Origin of the sequence: Flavobacterium bizetiae, assembly GCF_902804475.1 — a bacterium.
In the GTDB taxonomy this organism is placed as follows: Bacteria; Bacteroidota; Bacteroidia; order Flavobacteriales; family Flavobacteriaceae; genus Flavobacterium; species Flavobacterium bizetiae.
Window position 1 is genome coordinate 18559 of record NZ_CADCSU010000036.1, and the last position, 19910, is coordinate 38468.

Genomic DNA, 19910 nt, shown 5'->3' on the forward strand with positions numbered 1-19910 from the left:
AAAGAGCATTTGATTTTGAATAATAAACAACAAAATTAAAAAGAGAGTAACCCTAAATACAGGAAAGTATTACCCAAACGGTGATTAAACGAACCGAATAGTAGATTATACTGCCTAAAATGAAGTTAAAATTATTTTAGCGATCCATCCATTGCTTGAAAAAAGGCGCTTTTTCCCTGCTAATGATTACTTCGCGTTCAGGATCTGCCTTGAGCTGAATTTTGAGTTTGGCATTAAAATAATTGGCAATCGATTTGATGCTTTCGGCACGAATAAAAAACTGTCGGTTGGCGCGGAAAAAAAGGTCGGGATCAAGTTCTTCTTCGAGTTCTTCCATAGTTTGCGGGATCGGAATTGTAGTCCCGTTTTGAAGAAAAAGATGCGAGGTTTTAAATTCTGAATACACAAAATCAATATCGGCTACATCAACGCTTTTATAACCATCACGAAAGGTAACAAGGAATCGTAATCTAAAAGAAGGTTTATTCATGAATCCTTTCAAAATAACGGCAATATCTTCGGTGTTATTCTGAACTTTCGATACCGATTTAAATTTCGTTAAAGCTTGCTCTAGTTCTGTTTTTTCGATAGGTTTCATCAAATAATCGATGCTGTTTACCTTAAACGCGCGAACGGCATATTCATCATAAGCTGTTGTAAATATGATAGGACAGGTAATTTTAACTTCTTCAAAAATAGAAAAACTAATACCGTCTGCCAAACGAATATCCATCGTGATTAAATCGGGCATATCATTCGAATTCAGCCATTTTACGGAGCCCTGAACCGTATCGATTACGTCCAGTATTTCGCAATCGGGTTCCAGTTCTTCCAACAATCTTTTAAGACGGTTGGCATTGATACTTTCATCTTCTATAATTAAAATTTTCATAGCATTAAATTAAAGGCAAACGCACACAATAAAAACCATTAGACTCTGAAAAAACAGGCATTCGATCGAACAAAATTTTATACCTGAATTCTATATTTTTATTTCCGACTCCGGTCGAAATAAAGTTCTTTCCGGATGTTGGCTGCAAATTATTGCGCACCACAAGATCTCCAACATCAGAATAAATAGCAATAACCAGCGGATTTGCTATTGTTGCACTGTTGTGCTTAACAGCATTTTCGACTAATAATTGCAAGGTTAAAGGCGGCAAATGACGGTCTAAACAGCTCATATCTACCTGCAGTTTTAACTCAACTTTTTCACCCAGACGCTTTTTTAAAAGATAAAAATAAGCATTTAAAAATTCTATTTCTTCCCTTACCGTGATCGTATCTTTATCGAGATTAGAAATCATATAGCGATACACACGTGTAATATTTTCCAGAAATGACGCCGCAGATTGCTGGTCTTCATGAATTAACTCTGTAAGTGTACTGAAATTATTAAAGATAAAATGAGGATCGAGCTGTAGTTTTAAAGATTCTAACTCAGATCTGGTTACGGCTTCCTGCAATTCAGAAGCTTTTATTTTGAGTTCGGCGGCTTCTTCAGAAGTAACGCGCCAGCGGTTCAGCAGAAAGATACTGGTGTGAATGAAACTGATGAAAAGAGACAATATAGCAGCCATTAAATTTGACTGCCATATTTGTACCAATTCGCTTTCTTTTAATGGTGTCCAGGAGTAAAAAAATTGCCATAAACGCGAAAAAGAAATATTTAAAAGAATATTTCCCGCAATGAGGCAAATAAATTGCGCAAATGCCCTAAAAATAGGCTTCTGCTCCCAGCTAATCCAGTAATTAAGACTTCGGCCTACAAACAGACTTAATTCTGTGAGTACGGCGCAATATACCAAAATGATAAAGATATCAACTGTCCAGTCTAAAACCAGTAACGTATTTTGTTCAAAATCCTGATAGGGATTTAAAAAATAATAAGACGATAAATAGAGAAAAAAAACAACCGGTATTACAATAATCCTATAATACTTATAGAAAAAATTCTTCCCTCTGGTTTTACTTTGCACACTTGCATCCATAAGCTAATATACTGACAATATATGCATTAAAAAAAACATTGCGATCTGAGTATCTTATTGATACATTAGATCATGTTTTAGAATTTTTCCGTTTGTTGATGATTCTACCGCTCTCAGCGCTCTCATTACGCCCCATTTTATACAGGTTGCGCCCCATGAAAAACCAGCTCCAAAAGTGGTAATCAATATGTTTTGACCTTCTTTAAAATCATCTTTAAAGTCCCAAAGACATAACGGAATAGTTGCTGATGTTGTATTACCGTATTTATCGATATTTACTTTTACTTTTTCGATACCAATATTCAAATGCTCGCTTACTGATTTTATGATTCTAAGATTAGCCTGATGCGGCACTACCCAATCAATATCTTCTACTGTTAAATCATTGCTTGCAATCGCATCCTGAGAAACACTAGACATTGATTCTACTGCTTTTTTAAATACAAAAGAACCTTCTTGTTTGATAAAGTGTTCTCTGTGTATAATGCTTTGCATTGTTGCAGGCGTTTTTGAGCCTCCTGCAGGCACTAAAAGTGATGATGTACCGCTACCGTCTGTACGAAGAATACTTTTCATCATTCCGTATTCTAAATCTGTTCTTTCTAAAAGTACTGCTCCTGCCCCGTCTCCAAAAAGAATACAGGTATTACGATCTTCATAATCTACAATAGAACTCATTGTATCTGCTCCAACCACAACCACTTTTTTATAACGTCCGCTTTCGATCATGGTCGTTGCCATTTCTAGTGCGTATAGAAAACCACTGCAGGCACCGTTTAAATCGAAACCAAATGCATTGGTAAATCCGCTAAGTTCACATACTTTACTTGCTGTAGGAGTTAAAAGATGATCCGGCGTTGCAGTTGCCAAAACTAAACCATCAATTTCCAAACGGTCTATTTCGTAAGTATCTAATAAATTCTCGATTGCGGCACTTGCAAGATCCGATGTTGCCAGATTTTCATCTTTAGCTAATCTTCTCTCTTTTATTCCTGTTCTTTTTACTATCCAGTCTTCAGTTGTGTCAACCATTCTTGAAATCATCTCATTACTTAATATGGAGTTTGGTACAAATCCTCCTATAGCTGTAATTGTTGCCTTCATTTTTATTTGTTTTTGTTATTTTGAATCTTTTCTTTTGCTGTTTTTTTTTGGATAAAAATCAGACTGCAAAATAACGTCAGAAATTTGGAAAAGACAATAGCGGTATGTCTAAACCTGCTGCCATAATACGAGTTTTGCTTTTATGTACTAAAGAATCCCAAAAACCATACTTTTGTGGCACCATTACTAAAATATCAGCATCATAAATGTTAATTTCCTTCTTAATCTCATTTATCACCGCATTCGATTTAACAGTTTTATAGAGATATTTTACTTGTTGGAACTCTTCTTCGAGTGTCGAACTCAATAATAACCTCTCTTGTTCATGCTTAAGATCGTCTAATTTTGCATCAACACTAAAGAATTCTACCTCTGCTCCAAGGTTGCCTACAATGCTTCTTAACCAGCTGAATCTTTTTATAGAAGAAAAGCTTAAAGTGTCGCAGGCATACAGTATTTTTTTTACGTTTTGAAAGCGTGCTTTTAAAGGAACTGCTAATACGGCTGTCTTTAAATTCTTGATGACAGATGTAGTAGAATTCCCCATTAATTCTTGTTCGAAAGAGCGTTCTGCCATTCCCATAACAACCAATTCGGCATTATTAAGCGCGATTAACGACGAAAGTTCTTCTTCTAAAAATGAATAACTGCAAAAGCAGCTTACTTCGATATTAAAGCTATTGGCAATATCTTTTCCCAGCGTAGTTAGCTTTTCAGAAGCCATATCTAATTGTTTTTGCATCGATTCTGCACTAATATGAGAATTGGCACTATGAATACTTAACTGAAAAGAGTTGAAGAGAATAAGTCTGGCATTGGCACTTTTTGCAAGTCCGGCAGCATACGCAACCGCATTATTGGCTATAGCCGAAAAATTTGTTGCTGCTATAATTGTTGGAGGTACATTCATGAGATATTTATTAAGCAATTATTCCGGTAAAAGTGCTCAAATAAACCTTTCGCATTCTGAAAATAATACTGTAGAATCATTTTTTAATGCTCAACCGTATTTTTTGGCTACCGAAACTTAAATTTACGATTATTTACGCTAAGATTTTTTACTGCGAAAGTTAAAGTTTCAACCCTGATTTCGTTTTTCAAAAAACATTCTGCCCAAAATTTCATCTCCTGTTCCTTAGTCCTAACGGTATATTTTTCTGAAGCATTAGCCAATGCCGAATGCGAAAAACACAATTCTTCTTTAACCAAAATAATAGTACTTAGAATATCTAAACCTCAAATTAGACCATTCAAAATAATTAAATCGATTATTTTTTAACATTATATTAATATTTTTGCTATCATTGTAGCACAGTATAGTATAGTACTGCATTTTAACTAATTTTAATATATTATTATGCAAGAAAAAATTACAAAACGAAAATTATCGGTCAAAAAGGTCTTGACGATGCTGCTTTTTTTTGTGGCAATAGTAAGTTCAGCTCAAACGTATGAGTTCGAAAATGGTACGCGTACCAATAATGCCGACATACAAAATTGCGATTCCTGCTCCGGGAAAATAGTAGGCAATTTAGGTGGCAACAGTAGTGTTTCTGTAAATGTGAATGTAGCCACAACAGGCTGGTACAATCTGAAATTGTTTTACTGCACGGGCGATCCAAGAACGATTAGATTAACGGCAGGTTCTGCAACGACAATTGCTATTCCGTGCGAACCAAGCGGCGGATGGAGCACAGCAGCTTCAAAAAACGTAAGTGTATATCTGAACAGCGGTACTACTACCCTGCTTTGGGACAATACCAGTTCCTGGGCGCCTAACTTAGACAAGTTTGTTTTAAGTCCAATTGGTACTTCTTCTACACAAACGATTTCATTTGGTGCAAACAATAGCATTGTTTATAATTTAGGCACCAAAACCTATAACGTAAAATTTAATGGCGCTACGGTAATTACCAATGCATCAGCTTATGCTTATAGCGATCAACAATATTTGAGCGTTAATTATGCTACGGCAACGTATACATCAGAAGCATTTACGGATAATATTGGCAGCGGAACCAAGCATATCTTTACTTTAAGTGGTAATTATACTTTAGGAATGCAACAAGTTTTTTATGCTTACAACAATAAAAACTACGTTGCGGTACAAGTTGTACTTACCGGAAACGGCTCTAACTCTTATAAAATGTCGCCATTAACCAGTTATCAGGTAACGCCTAATTTTGGCAGCGGAGATACCAGAGCTTTATTTGTTCCTTATGACAATGATGCATGGATTCGTTATAATGCTTATCCGCTTACTTCTGCCGAGTTTACTGCTTCGGAAGTAACAAATATTTATAATAATACCAATCGAAAAGGTTTGGTTATCGGATCGGTTGAACATACCAAATGGAAAACCGGTATTGCCGTAAGTGGCGGCGGTGCATCATCTGCTTATGTTTCGGTAATTGCAGGATGGACAAAAAATGATATTACAAGAGATCAACGAGGACATGGTTGGGTAAATGTTGGCCAAACGAGTTGTGCTTCGCCAAAAGTATTATTGAATGCTAATGACGACTGGCGCACGGGTCTGGAAGAATTTGGACAAGCCAATGCAGCATTACAACCCAAATATATTTTTGACTGGACGGCTCCAAAACCTATGGGTTGGAACAGTTGGGGCGCTATACAATCGAATATTAATCTTACGAAGGCAAAAGCCGTGGTAGATTTTTTCCATGATGATTGTCCTGCCTTCAAAACTGAGGATAACACCTTATTTATTGATCTTGATTCGTATTGGGATAATATGTCGGATGCTGAACTGGCGCAGTTTGTTACTTATGCAAAAAACAAAGGTTTTAAAGCCGGTATTTATTGGGCTCCGTTTGTCGATTGGGGCAAGTACAATCGTCCTGTAGAAGGAAGTTCGTATACTTACAATCAATGTTGGACAATGGTAAACGGAAATCCGCTTGAGTTGGATGGCGCTTATGCGATGGATCCTACAAGCCCAGGAACTAAGGCGAGGATTCGATATTTTATGAATCGCTTTAAAGCAGCAGGATTTGAAATGATCAAAATCGACTTTTTGACTCATGCGAGTATTGAAGCTGACGGTTTTGCCAACAATCAGCTGCATACGGGTATGGAAGCGTATCAGGAAGGAATGAAATTTTTAGTTGATGAAATTGCCGGAAAAATGCTTGTTCAGGCAGCAATATCGCCAAATTTAGCAACGGGTCCGTTTGTACATGTTCGTCGTATTGCGTGCGATGCGTATACGAGTATCGGTGAAACTGATTATACTTTAAACAGTACGACCTATGGCTGGTGGCAAAATAAGATTTATGATTATTTAGATGCTGATCATGTGGTTTTTGGTAATGCTTCGATTGGCGAAAATCGTGCGAGATTACTAAGCAGCGTGGTAACGGGTACAATTACAAGCGGAGACGATTTTTCGACTGCTGGCGCATGGAAAGCGAGATCGCAGCTTCTTTTACAAAACAATGATGTACTGAATGTGGCGCGTGCGGATATGCATTTTGTTCCTGCTGACGGAAACACGGGTTATAATGCAGCGAATGTTTTCTCGGCCACCTACAATAATGTCACTTATGTTGCTGTATTTAATTACAGTAATACGGCTACCACAAACAATGTTAGTTTAAGCCGACTTGGTTTAGGTTCCGGAAGTTATAGTGTAAAAGAATTGTATTCTGGTACGATAAGTTCAACGCAAGGCACATTAAGCGTTCAGCTTCCTCAAGCCGATGCCGCTTTGTATGCAATTTATCAGGGGCCGGTTTTAAGTACGCCAAATTACAACTGGGGAAATGCTTCGACAAACTATGTTTTTCCTAATCCAGCAACGAATACTTTCCAGATAAAGTTTGATCACTCGATTAATGGTCCTGTTGCTATTTCAGTTTACGATTTAGTGGGGAAAGAAATTTGGAAAACGACTACCGTTGCCGAAGATATGATCAGTTCAGAAATACCTGTACAACATCTTGCAAAAGGAGTTTATGTAGTGAAAGTTTCGACTTCTGGAAATAAGGTTCAGAACTTTAAATTTATCAAACAGTAAGTTTTTATAATTGAACACGGATTTCACGAATTGACACTAATCTTAATGCTTGTAAAATCATCACACAAAGCAATCTGTGTTAATTCGTGAAATTCGTGTTCTCTTTTATATTTAAACACAAGAATACCTAACATTATTTGTGAAATTATTCCGCAAAGCAATCTGTGCTAATTCGTGAAATTCGTGTTTTAAAATACCACAGCTTCCAGAAATTCAATTACTTCTCCGTTCGGACTATATACCAGACTATTACTTACAGTTACGGATTTTCTTTTATTTTTAAGTTCTAAAGTTTCTTTTGCTGATAATGGTTTTGCGCCATTTTTAATGGCTTCATCATACGCTTTTTGGGCATCAATAACGGTAAAACAAATGTGCAAAAGCGAATTTTCGACATATGGATCGCCTTGTTTTCTTTTGCGTCCCTGAGTAGGAAAATCGGCATTATTGTCGCATATTTCTATATAAGAATCAAATGCTTTGTTTTTGAGCATTACGCACTTTTCCAGATTAAATTCGGGCAGACTCCAATCGTGAACTTCCTCAAAATTAAGAGTTTTATAAAATTGCACGGTTCTTTCAAAATCCTGTGCTTTGATAGCAAAATGATGAAATCCTGTTATGTTATTCATTTTGATTGTTTTTTGATGTATATATCTGATTTAAAAATTGTTTTGGATTAATTGTTTACAATTTTATCGCAACGTATTTTAAGATACATTGTTATTATGTGTCGCTCCGCTGGAGCTATTGAAAACTACTTTCTGCTTAGCTATAAATATTACGCTCCCCTGGAGCTTTTATTAGTAAAAATGAATTTATTTTATTTTGTCTCGTCTGTTTGCTATCGCGCTAGAAATGACTTGTAACCAATCTTTGTCGAGTTACGAGTGTGATCCTTCGTTCCTCAGGATGACAAGATTGCGGATAGCTGCAATGAGTAAAAAAAATCCGCGAATATCCGTGTTTTCGCGAAGCGAATCCGTGTCATCCGCGTGCAAACTGAACTCAGTGTGATTATCGATCTTCTAGTCTGATCCTTCGTTTCTCAGGATGACAAACTAGACGAAAACATTATTATGGAAAAGAGTCTCCTAGCCCCGATAGAAGAGGAAATCCTTTTGTGGCGGGGTTCGCCACAAAAGATTGGAACGAATAGCGGGATTAGCTCCTAAAAAATTATCTGCTCCAAAAACCTTTTTATTCTAACCAGAACCATTCTTTTACATCGTTTTCTATGCTTTCTTCTTTTACAAGGCTTTCATATTCGTTGGTAGCGCTATTGTGCTGATAGTCTTTTTGCCATTCTTTATGGTGCAAAACAATTTGCTGGATGGCATCAGAAATAAATAAAACCTCGTTGTTGGTCATTATGGGATGCAAAGACAAACGCACCCAACCCGGTTTATTGGTTTGGTTTCTCTGAAGAAGATCTTCGGTTATCTTGTTGGATTGTGCTTCATTGATATCAAATAAATAATGGGCGTATGTGCTTGCGCAAGACCATCCGCCACGAACCTGAACGCCAAAACGATCGTTTAAAAGTCGGACAATTAAATTATAATGAATGTCTTCTATTAAAAAAGAAACACAGCCTATTCGGTCTGTTTTTTTATCGCCAAGAATAGATAAACCGGGAATTTTTTCAAACTCGGCGTAACAGAGATCAAGCAGTTCTTTTTCTCTCTTTTTTATGTTTTCGATGGCCATTTGATCTTTTAGTTTTAATGCTAAAGCGGCTCTCATGACTTGCAGAAAACCGGGAGTTCCGCCATCTTCTTTGACTTCGATTGAATCACTATAATGGTAAACTCCCCACGGATTGGTAATTTTTACATTTCCTCCGCCGGGATTATCAGGAACATCGCTTTTATACAGCTTTTCATTAAAAACCAAAACACCGCAGGTTCCTGGTCCGCCCAGGAATTTATGAGGAGAAAAGAAGATTGCATCTAATTGTTCTTCGGGATCTCTTGGGTGCATATCGATGTGTACATAAGGCGCCGCAGCGGCAAAATCGACAAAACAGAATCCGTTGTGCTGATGCATTATTTTAGCGAGTTCGTGATAAGGTGTAATGATTCCCGTAACATTTGAGGCGGCAGTAAACGAACCAATTTTTAAAGTTCTGTTGGCGTACTTTTGAAGCAATTGATCCAATATTTTTGGGTCGGTCAGATTATTTTCATCCGGAGGTACCACCACAACATCGGCATTGGTTTCGTACCAGGAAACCTGATTCGAATGATGCTCCATGTGGGTGATAAAAACGACAGGTTTGTCAGCATTGTCCGGCTCTGTATTTAGTCTGTTATGTGCATTACGCAAACCTATAAAACGCTGTAATTTTGATAAAGCGGCTGTCATTCCGGTTCCGGTTGTCACCAAAACATCGGATTCATTGGCGTTTACATGTTTCTTAATCAATTGTCTGGCATGATTGTACGCGTAAGTTGACGTTTTACCTGTTTCGCTCGAAAAGGAATGTGTATTGGCAATCATTGGCCCGATTTTATTGAGCATGATATCTTCAATTGGCAAATATAATCTTCCGCTGGCTACCCAATCTGCATAGAGCAGTTTTTGCTGGCCATAAGCCGATTCGAAAGTATGATTGACTCCTATTGTATTTCCTCTAAATTTAGAAAAATAATGTTCTAATTGACTTGGTTTCGTTTTCTTCTCAATAACACTCATTTCCATATCATTTTTAAAATTAACTTCTTTTTTGAAACTTTGATTTCTTGTTGAACTTTTAGATTACTGATCTAAATGTTCCTGCTCTTTTCTCAATTTACTGTGTCGTTTTCCGTATAAAAAATAAAAAACAATCCCAATTGCCATCCAGATAAATAAGCGTTCCCAACTTTCGAGAGGAAGTCCTGTCATCAGGAAAACACATACGCCGATACCTAAAATGGGTACAAAAGGTACAAGCGGAACTCTGAATCCTCGTTTTGCATCGGGACTTATTTTTCTTAGAATGATAATACCTAATGATACTAATGAAAAGGCAAATAGGGTTCCTATGCTTACCATATGTCCTAAATCTGAAATGGGTACAAATCCGGCCAACAGGCTCACAAATACCATGAAGAAAAGGTTGCTTTTCCAGGGTGTTTTGAATTTGCTGTGTATATCGCTAAAGAAAGATGGTAAAAGTCCGTCTTTAGACATGCTGTAAAAAACTCTTGATTGTCCCATAAGCATTACGAGAATCACAGAGGTATAACCGGCTAAAATTGCAATGATTAAAGCGCTGTTTAAGAAATGAAATCCTGTAACTGCAAAAGCAGTTGCCGCCGGACTTGCATCGCCAATAAAGGTTTTATACGAAACCATTCCTGTCATAACATAAGAAAACGCAACGTACAAAACAGTCGCCACCAAAAGCGAACCTATAATACCGATTGGCATATCTTTTTGTGGATTTTTGGATTCCTGCGCGGCTGTAGAAACGGCATCAAAACCAATAAAACCAAAGAATACCACAGCGGCACCTCTCACAATTCCTGACCAGCCAAAATGACCAAATTCTCCTGTATTTTCAGGTATAAAAGGATGATAATTTTCTTGTTGAATAAAAGACCAACCTAAAACAATAAACAACACAATTACACTTAGTTTTAGCAATACCAGTAAATTGTTCATCGTTGCTGATTCTTTAGTTCCTTTTGCCAAAACCAACGAAAGCAGTGCCACAATTACAATGGCAGGAAGATTGACGATTCCGCCACTTAAAGTCGATCCGTCGGCTAGTTTTATTGGATCGAATGGTGAACTGGTTAATTCCGGAGGCAGATTGATATGAAGCTGCGCTAACAATTTTGTCGCATAACTCGACCAGCTTACCGCCACGGTTGCAGAGGCCAATGCATATTCAAGAACCAGATCCCAACCAATAATCCAGGCCATGAATTCGCCCATTGTTGCGTACGTATAGGTATAAGCGGAACCTGCAACGGGAATCATCGAGGCATATTCGGCGTAGCATAATGCGCAAAAAGCACAGGCTACGGCTGCCAGAATAAAAGATAAAATAACGGCTGGTCCTGCATTTTCGGCAGCCACAATTCCTGTAAGCGAAAATATTCCTGCCCCTACAATGGCGCCAATTCCTAATGCAACAAGGTTTAGTGGCCCTAACGAACGTTTTAATCCTGCTCCTTCATTTTGCTCATTTTCTGAGACTAATCTTTCTATTGATTTTTTTAATATCATAATTTTATTGTTGAGAATAAACTTTTATTTCGCTGTTTTATAGCGTTTTTAATCGTTATTCTGCTGGTAATGTTTAATGCTAAAACGGATAGAAATGTTCTAATAAAATTTCAATAAAACTACATTTCCAAGGGGCTTAGACGTTTTTTAATAATAATAAAACCTGCAAAGTTTTAAAACCTAGACTGTGAAGAACTTTGGTTTTACTTAAAATAGCCACAATCAATGTCATTTCGACGAAGGAGAAATCTCCGCAAGTAACTCCGCGATCATAATCGACAATCTTTGTCGAGCTTCTCGCGAAGATTTCTCCTTCGTCGAAATGACAAAAATGCGCAGATCAACTTGAAAATTGAACTTTCCAAAAAGTTCTTTACAGTCTTGATTTTAAAAGCTCGAAAGCCCTGTAGTTCTTTATTTTATAACTGATTTAAGTGTAGCCTGCAGTTCTTCGCCGTGAAGATTTTTTGCGACAATAATACCTTTAGAGTCTACCAGATAATTGCCCGGAATTGCTCTCACTCCGTATAATTTTGCTATAGCGCTATTCCAGAATAATAAATCAGAAACGTGTAACCAGTCTAAGTGATCGTCCTGAATTCCTTTTATCCAGTTTTCTTTCTTTTTATCTAAAGAAATACCAATAATATTAAATCCTTTATCGTGATATTCTTTGTAAGCGGCTACGATATTTGGATTTTCTTTTCTACAAGGTCCACACCATGACGCCCAAAAATCAACTAAAGTGTATCCTTTTAAATTTTCTGAAAAACGAACCGATTTTCCTTCGGGATCTGTAGACACGAAATCTGGTGCTTTTTTCCCTACCTGTAATCCGTTAAGTACTTTTACAAGTTCCTGTAGTTCTTTCACGTAAGTGGAATTTTGCTGACTCTTATCTAAAAGGGCAATGTTTTGTGTTATTTGTTCCGGGCTTAATCTATACGACCAATTTCTATACAATACGTATGCAGAAACCAGAGAACCAGGATGCTCTGTTATAAATTTACTTATATCAATATCGTTCGATTTTCTATAAAGATTAAACAAATCCTGAGATGCAGAACCTTCTACAACTGATGTGCTGTAATACTTAACAGGGCTTAATTTTACAGTAATAGGAGATTTTTCAAGGAATATATACAATGGCGAATTTGCTGTATTTACGCTTAATCCGTAGAGTTCCGGCAATTTTACTTTTGTTTTAAAACTAAATTTACCATCTGTAACTTTTACAGAATCTATAGTGGTAAACATCTTGTTATGAAACTTTTGCAGGTATACATATTGCGCAACAGTATCGACAACTGTTCCTTTTAACTGCACATTTGCCTCTTGTGCCTGAGTTGTTGTTGCGGCAAGACACAGGGCTAGAAATACTACTATTTTTTTCATTGGGTTTGTTTTTAAAAAATTGGACATAGAAATTCCGAGACCATTATAAAAATGATCTGTCGTTTATGGATAAAAAGGGAAAGGGATTTTTGAGAAAAGTTACTTGTATTGCATTCGGAAAATCGAAAAAGGATTTTCTCTTTTTGAAAATAAGCTACATTGTTCTGGACAGTCGGATAATATTTGTTCAGTTTTCATTCTAAAAAATAAATGATTTAATACTTAATGATCTTATGCAGATTTACTAATGAAATCTTCTTATCTGTCCGCCTTGACGGAAGGATTTAGCACCTTATTTGGCAACAGGTTGCTAAGACATCACCGGGCCTACTCCCTCAGTCTTTCTGGATAAGTTCATGTAGATTTTTTCTACTCTGCAAATATATAATATAAATTCTATGTAATTAGTAGAGTTTTGATTTATTTTTAAAAATATTTTAAATTAGGCGGTAGAGAATCTAATTGTTTTCTGTTTTTTAGTCCATAAAGTCCTCTTTCTTAAAACTTTAGAAAAAAATTTTTATCTTTAAGTTTTATATGAAGGCAAAAAAATGTTCTCAGGCATTTTATAACCATTTCATTTCATGCGCTTTAGAATACATAAACGGTTTATAAGAACTAATTTAAAAGTAAATTTAAAATGCAGAAAATTCTACCTTTCATCATCATTTTCTTGTGGTCTTCAGGCATTTGTAGCCAAATAAAATCTAAGGATAGTATCGCAAAATCTAAGGCTGATAAAAATGTTGATTTTAATGTGATGCCTTATCTCAATTATAATCGGACTCTTGAATTTATGTTTGGTGCAATCCCTATGATGATGTACAAGGTAAACAAGGCTGATACTATTTCGCCCAAGTCTTTATCTGGAATTTCTGCTGTTTACAGTACTAATAAATCGTATTTTATAGCGTCATTTAACAAATGGTATTTTAAAGAAGATACCTGGCGCGGGCAATTATTTTTTGCAACGGGCGATCAGAATGCGCAGTTTTATGCGGATGATATTGATGTACCGGGTTTTTATGATTACAGTACCAAAACGACTATGGTCAATTTTAGTCTTCAGCGTAAAGTGATACAATACTTATACGCTGGTATTGGTTATGCTTACGCGCATTACAATACAAATTATCAGGATAATGTTGAGCCAACATCTGTTACGCACACTAATGGCTTACAATTGAATATGATGTACGATACGCGTGACGCTGTTTATTATCCGACGAAAGGAAGTAAAATAAAATTACGTTGGCTTAACTATCCGGAATGGTTTGGAAATGATGTTACTGCGAATAAAATTCTTTCTGAATACAATACTTATTTCCCAATGCAAAACGGAACCGATGTATTAGCAGCCCGATTTGCAGGAAAGTTCGGTTTAGGAAATATTGCTTTCGAACAGCAAGTTACGATTGGTAATGAAGACATTAGAGGATATTCTGAAGGCAAATACCGTGGCGACGGACTTATGGCTCTTCAGGGTGAATACCGATACAATTTTAATAAAAGAATGGGATTAGTGGGTTTTGCGGGAGTGGCTACTATTTATGGTTCTGATACCAAAAGTTTCGATTGGGGATTATATCCAGGAGCTGGTGTTGGGTATCGATACCGAGCTTTTAAGTCTGAAAAATTTAATATAGGATTGGATGCTGCTGTGGGTAAAGGCGATTGGGGACTTTATTTTAGAATTGGCGAGGCTTTTTAAAAGATAAAATTAATCTCGCAAAGGCGCTAAGACGCAAAGTTTAAACTCAATATTGTCATTTCGACGCAGGAGAAATCTCCGCGAGAAGCTCGACAAAGATTGGATTTGCGTTGCGGAGTTCCTTACGGAGATTTCTCCTGCGTCGAAATGACAAATCTTTGCCCTTTTGCGAAAGATTTATTCAATACAATATTTAAGATGTCCTTAAATTAATTACATTCAGCTAAAGCTGAGCGCTATTTATTCTTGGTTCTTTCCTCTTTCCTCTATATTCTATTCTCTATATTCTATCTTCTCTCCTCCTACTTCCTATTCCTCATCCACTTTTCTATCGGCTCTAAAACTGTATTTACAATCGTTACCAGAAAAGTACAAATCAAGGCTTCGGCAAAATATCCTGAGGCGGCAATACAACCAATGGCGGCGCTGCACCAGATTGTAGCGGCAGAATTTAATCCGTGTACATTTGCGCCTTCTCTAAAAATAACTCCGGCTCCCAGAAACCCCACTCCCATAACGACCTGAGCGGTAATACGGGTAACATCGATATTGGGTGCGGTTGCTGCCACTTTTATCGATAATAGGACAAAAGCAGCTGCTCCTGTTGCTACCAGCATATTGGTTTTTAGTCCCGTTTCTTTATGATGCCATTGGCGTTCAAAACCTATAATTAATCCTGCGAATAAGGCTATTACCAATCGGGTGAAGAATTCTGTTGTACTCAAAATTATTGTTTTATAAGATTAGAAAACATCTTTATTTTTTCAAAGATTAAATATAAGAATTTTCAGGATTACATAAATTCTAAAGTTTTGCTTTGCGCATTATAATTCTTCTGTTTCCAGAATTTGATTTTCTAATATATTTTGTAACTGAGGCGCAAATGCTAATCCCCATTTATCAAGAGCAACGATTAAAGGCATGAGAGATTCTCCTGATTCAGTAAGAAAATATTCTACTTTTAGAGGGATTTCATTATAGATTGTTTTACCTAAAAGTCCGTGAAATTCCAGTTCTTTCAATTGATTTTGCAATACTCGTTTGGTAATTCCTGTTACAACATTTACCAGATCTTTAGGTCGTTTTGCTCCTTTCGAAATTTCATCCAGTAAACAAAATTTCCATTTAGAACCTACTACTTCCATCGCTACATTAAGTCCGCAATTATAATCTATTGGTATTTTTCGCTGATACATACTCATTTCTTTTAGAAATACAAAAGTACTGAGAAATGCCGTTTTTGTATCAAAATTTCATGGTGATTAATTAATCACTATATGATTAATTCGTCCCTTATTGTTGTATCGCTGAAGGAGTTTGATCTTTGCAGTTGTAATTTTTAATATTTATACAATGAAAACTCTGGTCATTATAATTCATCCGACGCTTGAAAATTCTTTAATTAATAAAAGATGGATCGAAGAATTAAAAAAATATCCCAATCAATATACTTTGCACAATTTATACAGTTTGTATCCTGACGAAAAGATTGATGTAGAAAAGGAACAACAACTCATAGAAGCGCATGATAGGATTGTATTTCAGTTTCCGTTTTACTGGTTCAATTGTCCGCCATTGTTAAAGAAATGGCTTGATGAAGTTTTTACTTACGGATGGGCTTATGGCAGTACAAGCGGTTATAAAGTAGCCAATAAAAAAATTGCGCTTGCGATTTCTGCGGGTATTACTAAAGAAGATTATAGCGAAGCGGGAAGATATAAATATACTCTCGAACAACTTGCAACTCCGTTTGAGGTTACGTTTAATTACGTAAAAGCCAATTATCGTCCTTTATTTGCTTTTTATAATGCCGAAAATAATCCTTCGACCGAAAGTATAGAAGAAAACGCGAAAGAGTATATTGCTTTTCTGGAAGCTTTATAAGAAGAATATTTATTGGGAAAAAAATATTCATAAAAAAAAGCTGCAAGAAACCTTGCAGCTTTTATATATAATGAGATTAGTATACTTAATCTACACGTTTTACAGAAAGTTTGTCTAAGCAAAAATAAGCTGCTGTGTTCATTCCGTAAACTAAATCTGAATCTGTCGAAGTCATTTGGAAAACAAGGTATTTTACTTCTCCTAAACTCTGAAGATTACTTGTATTTACGTTTACCCATCCTGTAGGCATCACTAATGAAGACCCGTTATGGTTGGCTAATGTATGTACAATAGGATTCGTAACGGTTCCGTCTTCAGCAACTCCATAAATTAATAATTTAAAAGAATCTCCTGAAGCAAAAGCTCTTGCAAATCCATCTCCGTACAAACAACCGTAATATGGCCATGGATGCATGTTTATTTTTAAACCTTCCACTTTGTATAATCCTGTGTTTCCAATTTTAATCCAGTTAGAAAAACCGCTTTCGCTAAAAGTAGTTCCTTGTGGATTTTTAGGATCTAAATAACTTGACCAATAAGCTACGATATAAGGATCACCCGTTGTTCCCGGAGTTCCTGCCGCAATTGTAGACGAAGAACCAAAACCGCTTCCGGCCATAGTTCCCCATTGATGAGGCACCCATCCGTCAGAACCTCCAGGAGCTGAACCTGAACCATAATTTGTAATGTCATTTACATTAGAAACGATAAAACCATCCCAATAATTATAACCTGAAGAGGTTCCTGTATGCGAAAACGTAAAAATATCAACATTTAAATTCGTGTTAGCTACATACGTGTTTTCCCAGTATTTACCACCAGTTGTAGTGATTCCGCTGGTTAATAATGAACTGGTTAAATTAAGCGTTGATGTGGTTCCGATTGCCGGATCGGTAACTGTTTTTTTTGTGGTACCACTGACGTTCTTTGCTACTGCACTTGCGCTTTCGTTGCTTAAAGGGGCGTCATCATTGTTACAGGATGAAAGTCCTAAGAAAAGACCAACTGTCAAAAAATAAAGTACTTTTTTCATAATTTATAAAATTTAGGGTTAATATTCGTCTTTAATAACTTTCAGGAAAATGTGGTTTTTACTTGATTGCTTTTGGGAAATTCAAATCTTCTACATGTGTAAAGAAATTCGTTACCAAGTCTGTTGCGCCGGCTTCTGCATATGTCGAAACGTATACTTTTACAAAATCGATTCCAGGTAAATGAACTTTTTTTCCGTTGCTGTCTACAGCCCAGCTAATGTCTATTGATGGGTCTTTGATACCTCCGTAACCCCACTCAAAAGTTCCTACGTTATAGGTTGTTCCTTCTCCATCGCTTACATCTTTTACAGGCAGATAGATTTTTGTTCCTTTTAATGTGTAAGATTCTCCCATCCATTGTGGGTAATAATTATAGCGTCTCCATTTTTTTGTTCTTGTGATAAAACCTGCTGCCGTTTTATTGTCGGTCCATTTAAGATATTCTTTATCAAACTGCCAGTCTTTTGTACCTGTTACAGCAGCTTTGCCAGCATTTGGTTTGTTGTATGTAATTTCATAATTCTTTACAGTAGTCGATTTATTATATTCACTACCAGCAATTTCATACCATTCGTTATCGTCTGCAATACCGTTTTTGTTTGCATCGTAAGCAACATAAACACTTACAGGAGAAACTTTTGAGTTACCGCTGTCTTCATTCATTTGAATCTTAAAATCACGTTTTCCATAAGCATTTATTACTGTATGGTCAAATGCTGTGGTAATAGATCCGCCGAAAGTCCCTAACGGAACTGCATTTCCTTCGATAAGATCTGATTTAACTTGTTCCAAAACTTCAGCTTTGGTAGTAAAACCATAATTATCCAGATTATAACTTGGAGCAGGTATGTAATCGATTAGCGATAATGCTTTTGAAGTATAGGTTTTTCCCGTTTCTGAAACTGTAACTTTTGTAGAAGCTTGTTTTACCAATTTGCCCAATGTTACCGTAAGATCTACTGTATAATTAGCTGCTTTTGCTGTTATAAACTGTAAGTTTTTGGTATCTCCAATAACAGAATCTTTTACAGCTCCGCCAGTTCCGGTTACTTTTACTGTCCATTTGTATTTTGCAAGTTCAGCATCGGCGTTTTCGATTAATACTTGTGGTTCTACGGTTACTGCATTGTATCGGCTCACGGTAAAATCTGAAGCTAATTTTAATGAAAGAGAAGCTTCTTTAACAGGTTGCGTTTCTGGATTATCTTGTTTTGAATCGTCATTACTACAGCAATAAAAAGCGCCAATAGCTACCAGAAACAAACTATGTTTTAAATACTTTTTCATATTCTTATTATTTTACTTTTTTTAGATTGTATTTTTTTAATAAATGAAGATCTCCTGCTCCTGCAAATTTGGTAGCCATAGAAGATTGCTGATGGCAAAGTCCCATTGGTTCGCTAACACAGTTCACTACTTTTATAAAATTAATTCCCGGAAGATTGGCTTTGTTTCCGTTTTTATCTACTGCCCAGTCAATATCAATATCCGGATTCACTGCATTTGCATATCCCCATTGTGGCGCTGTAAAATTCCATAGTGTAGTTTGCCCCGGACGCGCCGTAACAAAATCTACATTAAGTCTTGTTCCTTCGTACGTAACTGCGGTTTGAGTAGCCCATAAAGGATAATATTCTTTTTTGCTTTTAGATCTTGGCAAGTAGTATGACTCAGGTGAGTTATTTTCGCATAAGACGTGCTCACGATCAGAAAACATATCATTTGGTCCGCCTACTACAACAGGAGCTCCGGCAGCTTTTTTATGGTAAGTAATTTTAAAATTCTTTGTTGTGTTTGCTTTCGTATGCTGGCTTCCTGCAATTTCGTACCATTCGTCTTCGTCTGGTTTTCCGTTGCCATTTTTATCATAAGCAACATATACAATTCCGGGTGCCGGCGGATTCGCTTTGTCTGTTAAATCTCCTCCGTAAATTCTAAAATCACTTTGTCCTGCAACATTTACAACGGTATGATCGAAACCTACAATAATAGAACCTCCAAAACCTCCCAAATCTAATTGGTAACCTACGTTGGTTTCATTGATTCTGCCCAAAGCAGTGCGTAACATATCTTCTTTTTTAAAGCCGTCTTTGTATAGATCATTGGCAAACATACCAGGAGCAGGATCAAAATCGAAAATACTCGTGATGTACGGATTGTAATTTTTAGTTTCGTTTGTTACGTTTACGATTGTTTTTTTGCTGCCTTTTTTGTCTCCCGATGAAACATTTAAGGTAAGTTCATAAGCACCAGGATAAATGGCAACAAAACGTAAGTCTTTTGTATTTCCTACGATAGAATCTTTAGTCTGGTTAACAGGATTTTTTGATAAAACCCATTCGTAAACAGGGCTTGCAATTTCGGCAGAAGCCGGTATGTTTAAAACACTAAATGTTGCTGCTTCATATTTTTCCTGAAGTGTAATTGCAATTGCTTTTTGTTCAGGTTTATCATCATCATTGTTGCTGCTGCATCCTGTAAAGACGGCTGCAATGGCAATTAATAATAAATGGGTAAGTTTTTTTTTCATG

16 protein-coding genes and 1 riboswitch are annotated in these 19910 nt (G+C 36.5%); of the genes, 3 read left to right on the forward strand and 13 right to left on the reverse strand.

What is annotated here, in order from left to right; translation table 11 throughout:
- Window positions 1-136 precede the first annotated feature (136 nt).
- From FLACOL7796_RS02775 to FLACOL7796_RS02790, 4 genes are all read right to left on the reverse strand, one after another.
- Window positions 137-892, reverse strand: coding sequence for a LytR/AlgR family response regulator transcription factor (locus tag FLACOL7796_RS02775; protein ID WP_173969309.1), 756 nt, complete (start codon window positions 890-892; stop codon window positions 137-139).
- Between the two features lie 4 nt (window positions 893-896).
- The gene (locus FLACOL7796_RS02780; RefSeq protein WP_173969310.1) at window positions 897-1991 is read right to left on the reverse strand and encodes a sensor histidine kinase; all 1095 of its coding nucleotides are present in this window, start codon (window positions 1989-1991) and stop codon (window positions 897-899) included.
- A 54-nt stretch (window positions 1992-2045) separates the two neighbouring features.
- Window positions 2046-3095 carry a beta-ketoacyl-ACP synthase III gene (locus FLACOL7796_RS02785; protein WP_173969311.1) on the reverse strand — a complete coding sequence of 350 codons (1050 nt, stop codon included), beginning with the start codon at window positions 3093-3095 and terminating at the stop codon, window positions 2046-2048.
- Window positions 3096-3171: 76 nt separating this feature from the next.
- Window positions 3172-4005, reverse strand: coding sequence for a universal stress protein (locus tag FLACOL7796_RS02790; RefSeq protein ID WP_173969312.1), 834 nt, complete (start codon window positions 4003-4005; stop codon window positions 3172-3174).
- A 498-nt stretch (window positions 4006-4503) separates the two neighbouring features.
- Between FLACOL7796_RS02790 and FLACOL7796_RS02795 the strand changes: the two genes are divergently transcribed.
- Entirely contained in the window at window positions 4504-7134 is a 2631-nt protein-coding gene (locus FLACOL7796_RS02795) for a T9SS type A sorting domain-containing protein (RefSeq protein ID WP_232067273.1), read from the forward strand.
- 188 nt (window positions 7135-7322) lie between these two features.
- On the opposite strand, the gene FLACOL7796_RS02800 is transcribed toward FLACOL7796_RS02795, so the two are convergent.
- From FLACOL7796_RS02800 to FLACOL7796_RS02815, 4 genes are all read right to left on the reverse strand, one after another.
- Window positions 7323-7766 carry a VOC family protein gene (locus FLACOL7796_RS02800; RefSeq protein ID WP_173969314.1) on the reverse strand — a complete coding sequence of 148 codons (444 nt, stop codon included), beginning with the start codon at window positions 7764-7766 and terminating at the stop codon, window positions 7323-7325.
- 568 nt (window positions 7767-8334) lie between these two features.
- The gene (locus FLACOL7796_RS02805; RefSeq protein WP_173969315.1) at window positions 8335-9831 is read right to left on the reverse strand and encodes an aminotransferase class V-fold PLP-dependent enzyme; all 1497 of its coding nucleotides are present in this window, start codon (window positions 9829-9831) and stop codon (window positions 8335-8337) included.
- A 63-nt stretch (window positions 9832-9894) separates the two neighbouring features.
- Entirely contained in the window at window positions 9895-11355 is a 1461-nt protein-coding gene (locus tag FLACOL7796_RS02810) for an amino acid permease (RefSeq protein WP_173969316.1), read from the reverse strand.
- Window positions 11356-11769: 414 nt separating this feature from the next.
- Window positions 11770-12750 (reverse strand): TlpA disulfide reductase family protein, encoded by a 981-nt coding sequence (locus tag FLACOL7796_RS02815; RefSeq protein WP_173969317.1) that lies wholly within the window; start codon window positions 12748-12750, stop codon window positions 11770-11772.
- 255 nt (window positions 12751-13005) lie between these two features.
- Window positions 13006-13105, reverse strand: a riboswitch (SAM riboswitch).
- Window positions 13106-13390: 285 nt separating this feature from the next.
- Between FLACOL7796_RS02815 and FLACOL7796_RS02820 the strand changes: the two genes are divergently transcribed.
- The gene (locus FLACOL7796_RS02820) at window positions 13391-14461 is read left to right on the forward strand and encodes a BamA/TamA family outer membrane protein (protein WP_173969318.1); all 1071 of its coding nucleotides are present in this window, start codon (window positions 13391-13393) and stop codon (window positions 14459-14461) included.
- Window positions 14462-14763: 302 nt separating this feature from the next.
- On the opposite strand, the gene FLACOL7796_RS02825 is transcribed toward FLACOL7796_RS02820, so the two are convergent.
- Together FLACOL7796_RS02825 and FLACOL7796_RS02830 are read right to left on the reverse strand one after the other, a co-directional pair.
- Window positions 14764-15186 carry an MgtC/SapB family protein gene (locus FLACOL7796_RS02825; protein ID WP_173969319.1) on the reverse strand — a complete coding sequence of 141 codons (423 nt, stop codon included), beginning with the start codon at window positions 15184-15186 and terminating at the stop codon, window positions 14764-14766.
- Window positions 15187-15285: 99 nt separating this feature from the next.
- Window positions 15286-15657 carry a winged helix-turn-helix transcriptional regulator gene (locus FLACOL7796_RS02830; protein ID WP_173969320.1) on the reverse strand — a complete coding sequence of 124 codons (372 nt, stop codon included), beginning with the start codon at window positions 15655-15657 and terminating at the stop codon, window positions 15286-15288.
- A gap of 157 nt (window positions 15658-15814) precedes the next feature.
- Here FLACOL7796_RS02830 and FLACOL7796_RS02835 point away from each other — a divergent pair, with 157 nt between their 5' ends.
- The gene (locus tag FLACOL7796_RS02835) at window positions 15815-16345 is read left to right on the forward strand and encodes an NAD(P)H-dependent oxidoreductase (RefSeq protein ID WP_173969321.1); all 531 of its coding nucleotides are present in this window, start codon (window positions 15815-15817) and stop codon (window positions 16343-16345) included.
- Window positions 16346-16430: 85 nt separating this feature from the next.
- Here FLACOL7796_RS02835 and FLACOL7796_RS02840 read toward each other — a convergent pair whose 3' ends face one another.
- From FLACOL7796_RS02840 to FLACOL7796_RS02850, 3 genes are read right to left on the reverse strand one after another with little or no spacing between them, the layout of a single operon-like run.
- Window positions 16431-17378: a DUF4465 domain-containing protein gene (locus FLACOL7796_RS02840; RefSeq protein ID WP_173969322.1), complete on the reverse strand. Its 948-nt coding sequence runs from the start codon at window positions 17376-17378 to the stop codon at window positions 16431-16433.
- A gap of 58 nt (window positions 17379-17436) precedes the next feature.
- Window positions 17437-18666 (reverse strand): hypothetical protein, encoded by a 1230-nt coding sequence (locus tag FLACOL7796_RS02845; protein WP_173969323.1) that lies wholly within the window; start codon window positions 18664-18666, stop codon window positions 17437-17439.
- A gap of 7 nt (window positions 18667-18673) precedes the next feature.
- A complete protein-coding gene (locus FLACOL7796_RS02850) occupies window positions 18674-19909 on the reverse strand; it encodes a hypothetical protein (protein WP_173969324.1) in 1236 nt (411 codons plus the stop codon).
- Window position 19910 lies beyond the last annotated feature (1 nt).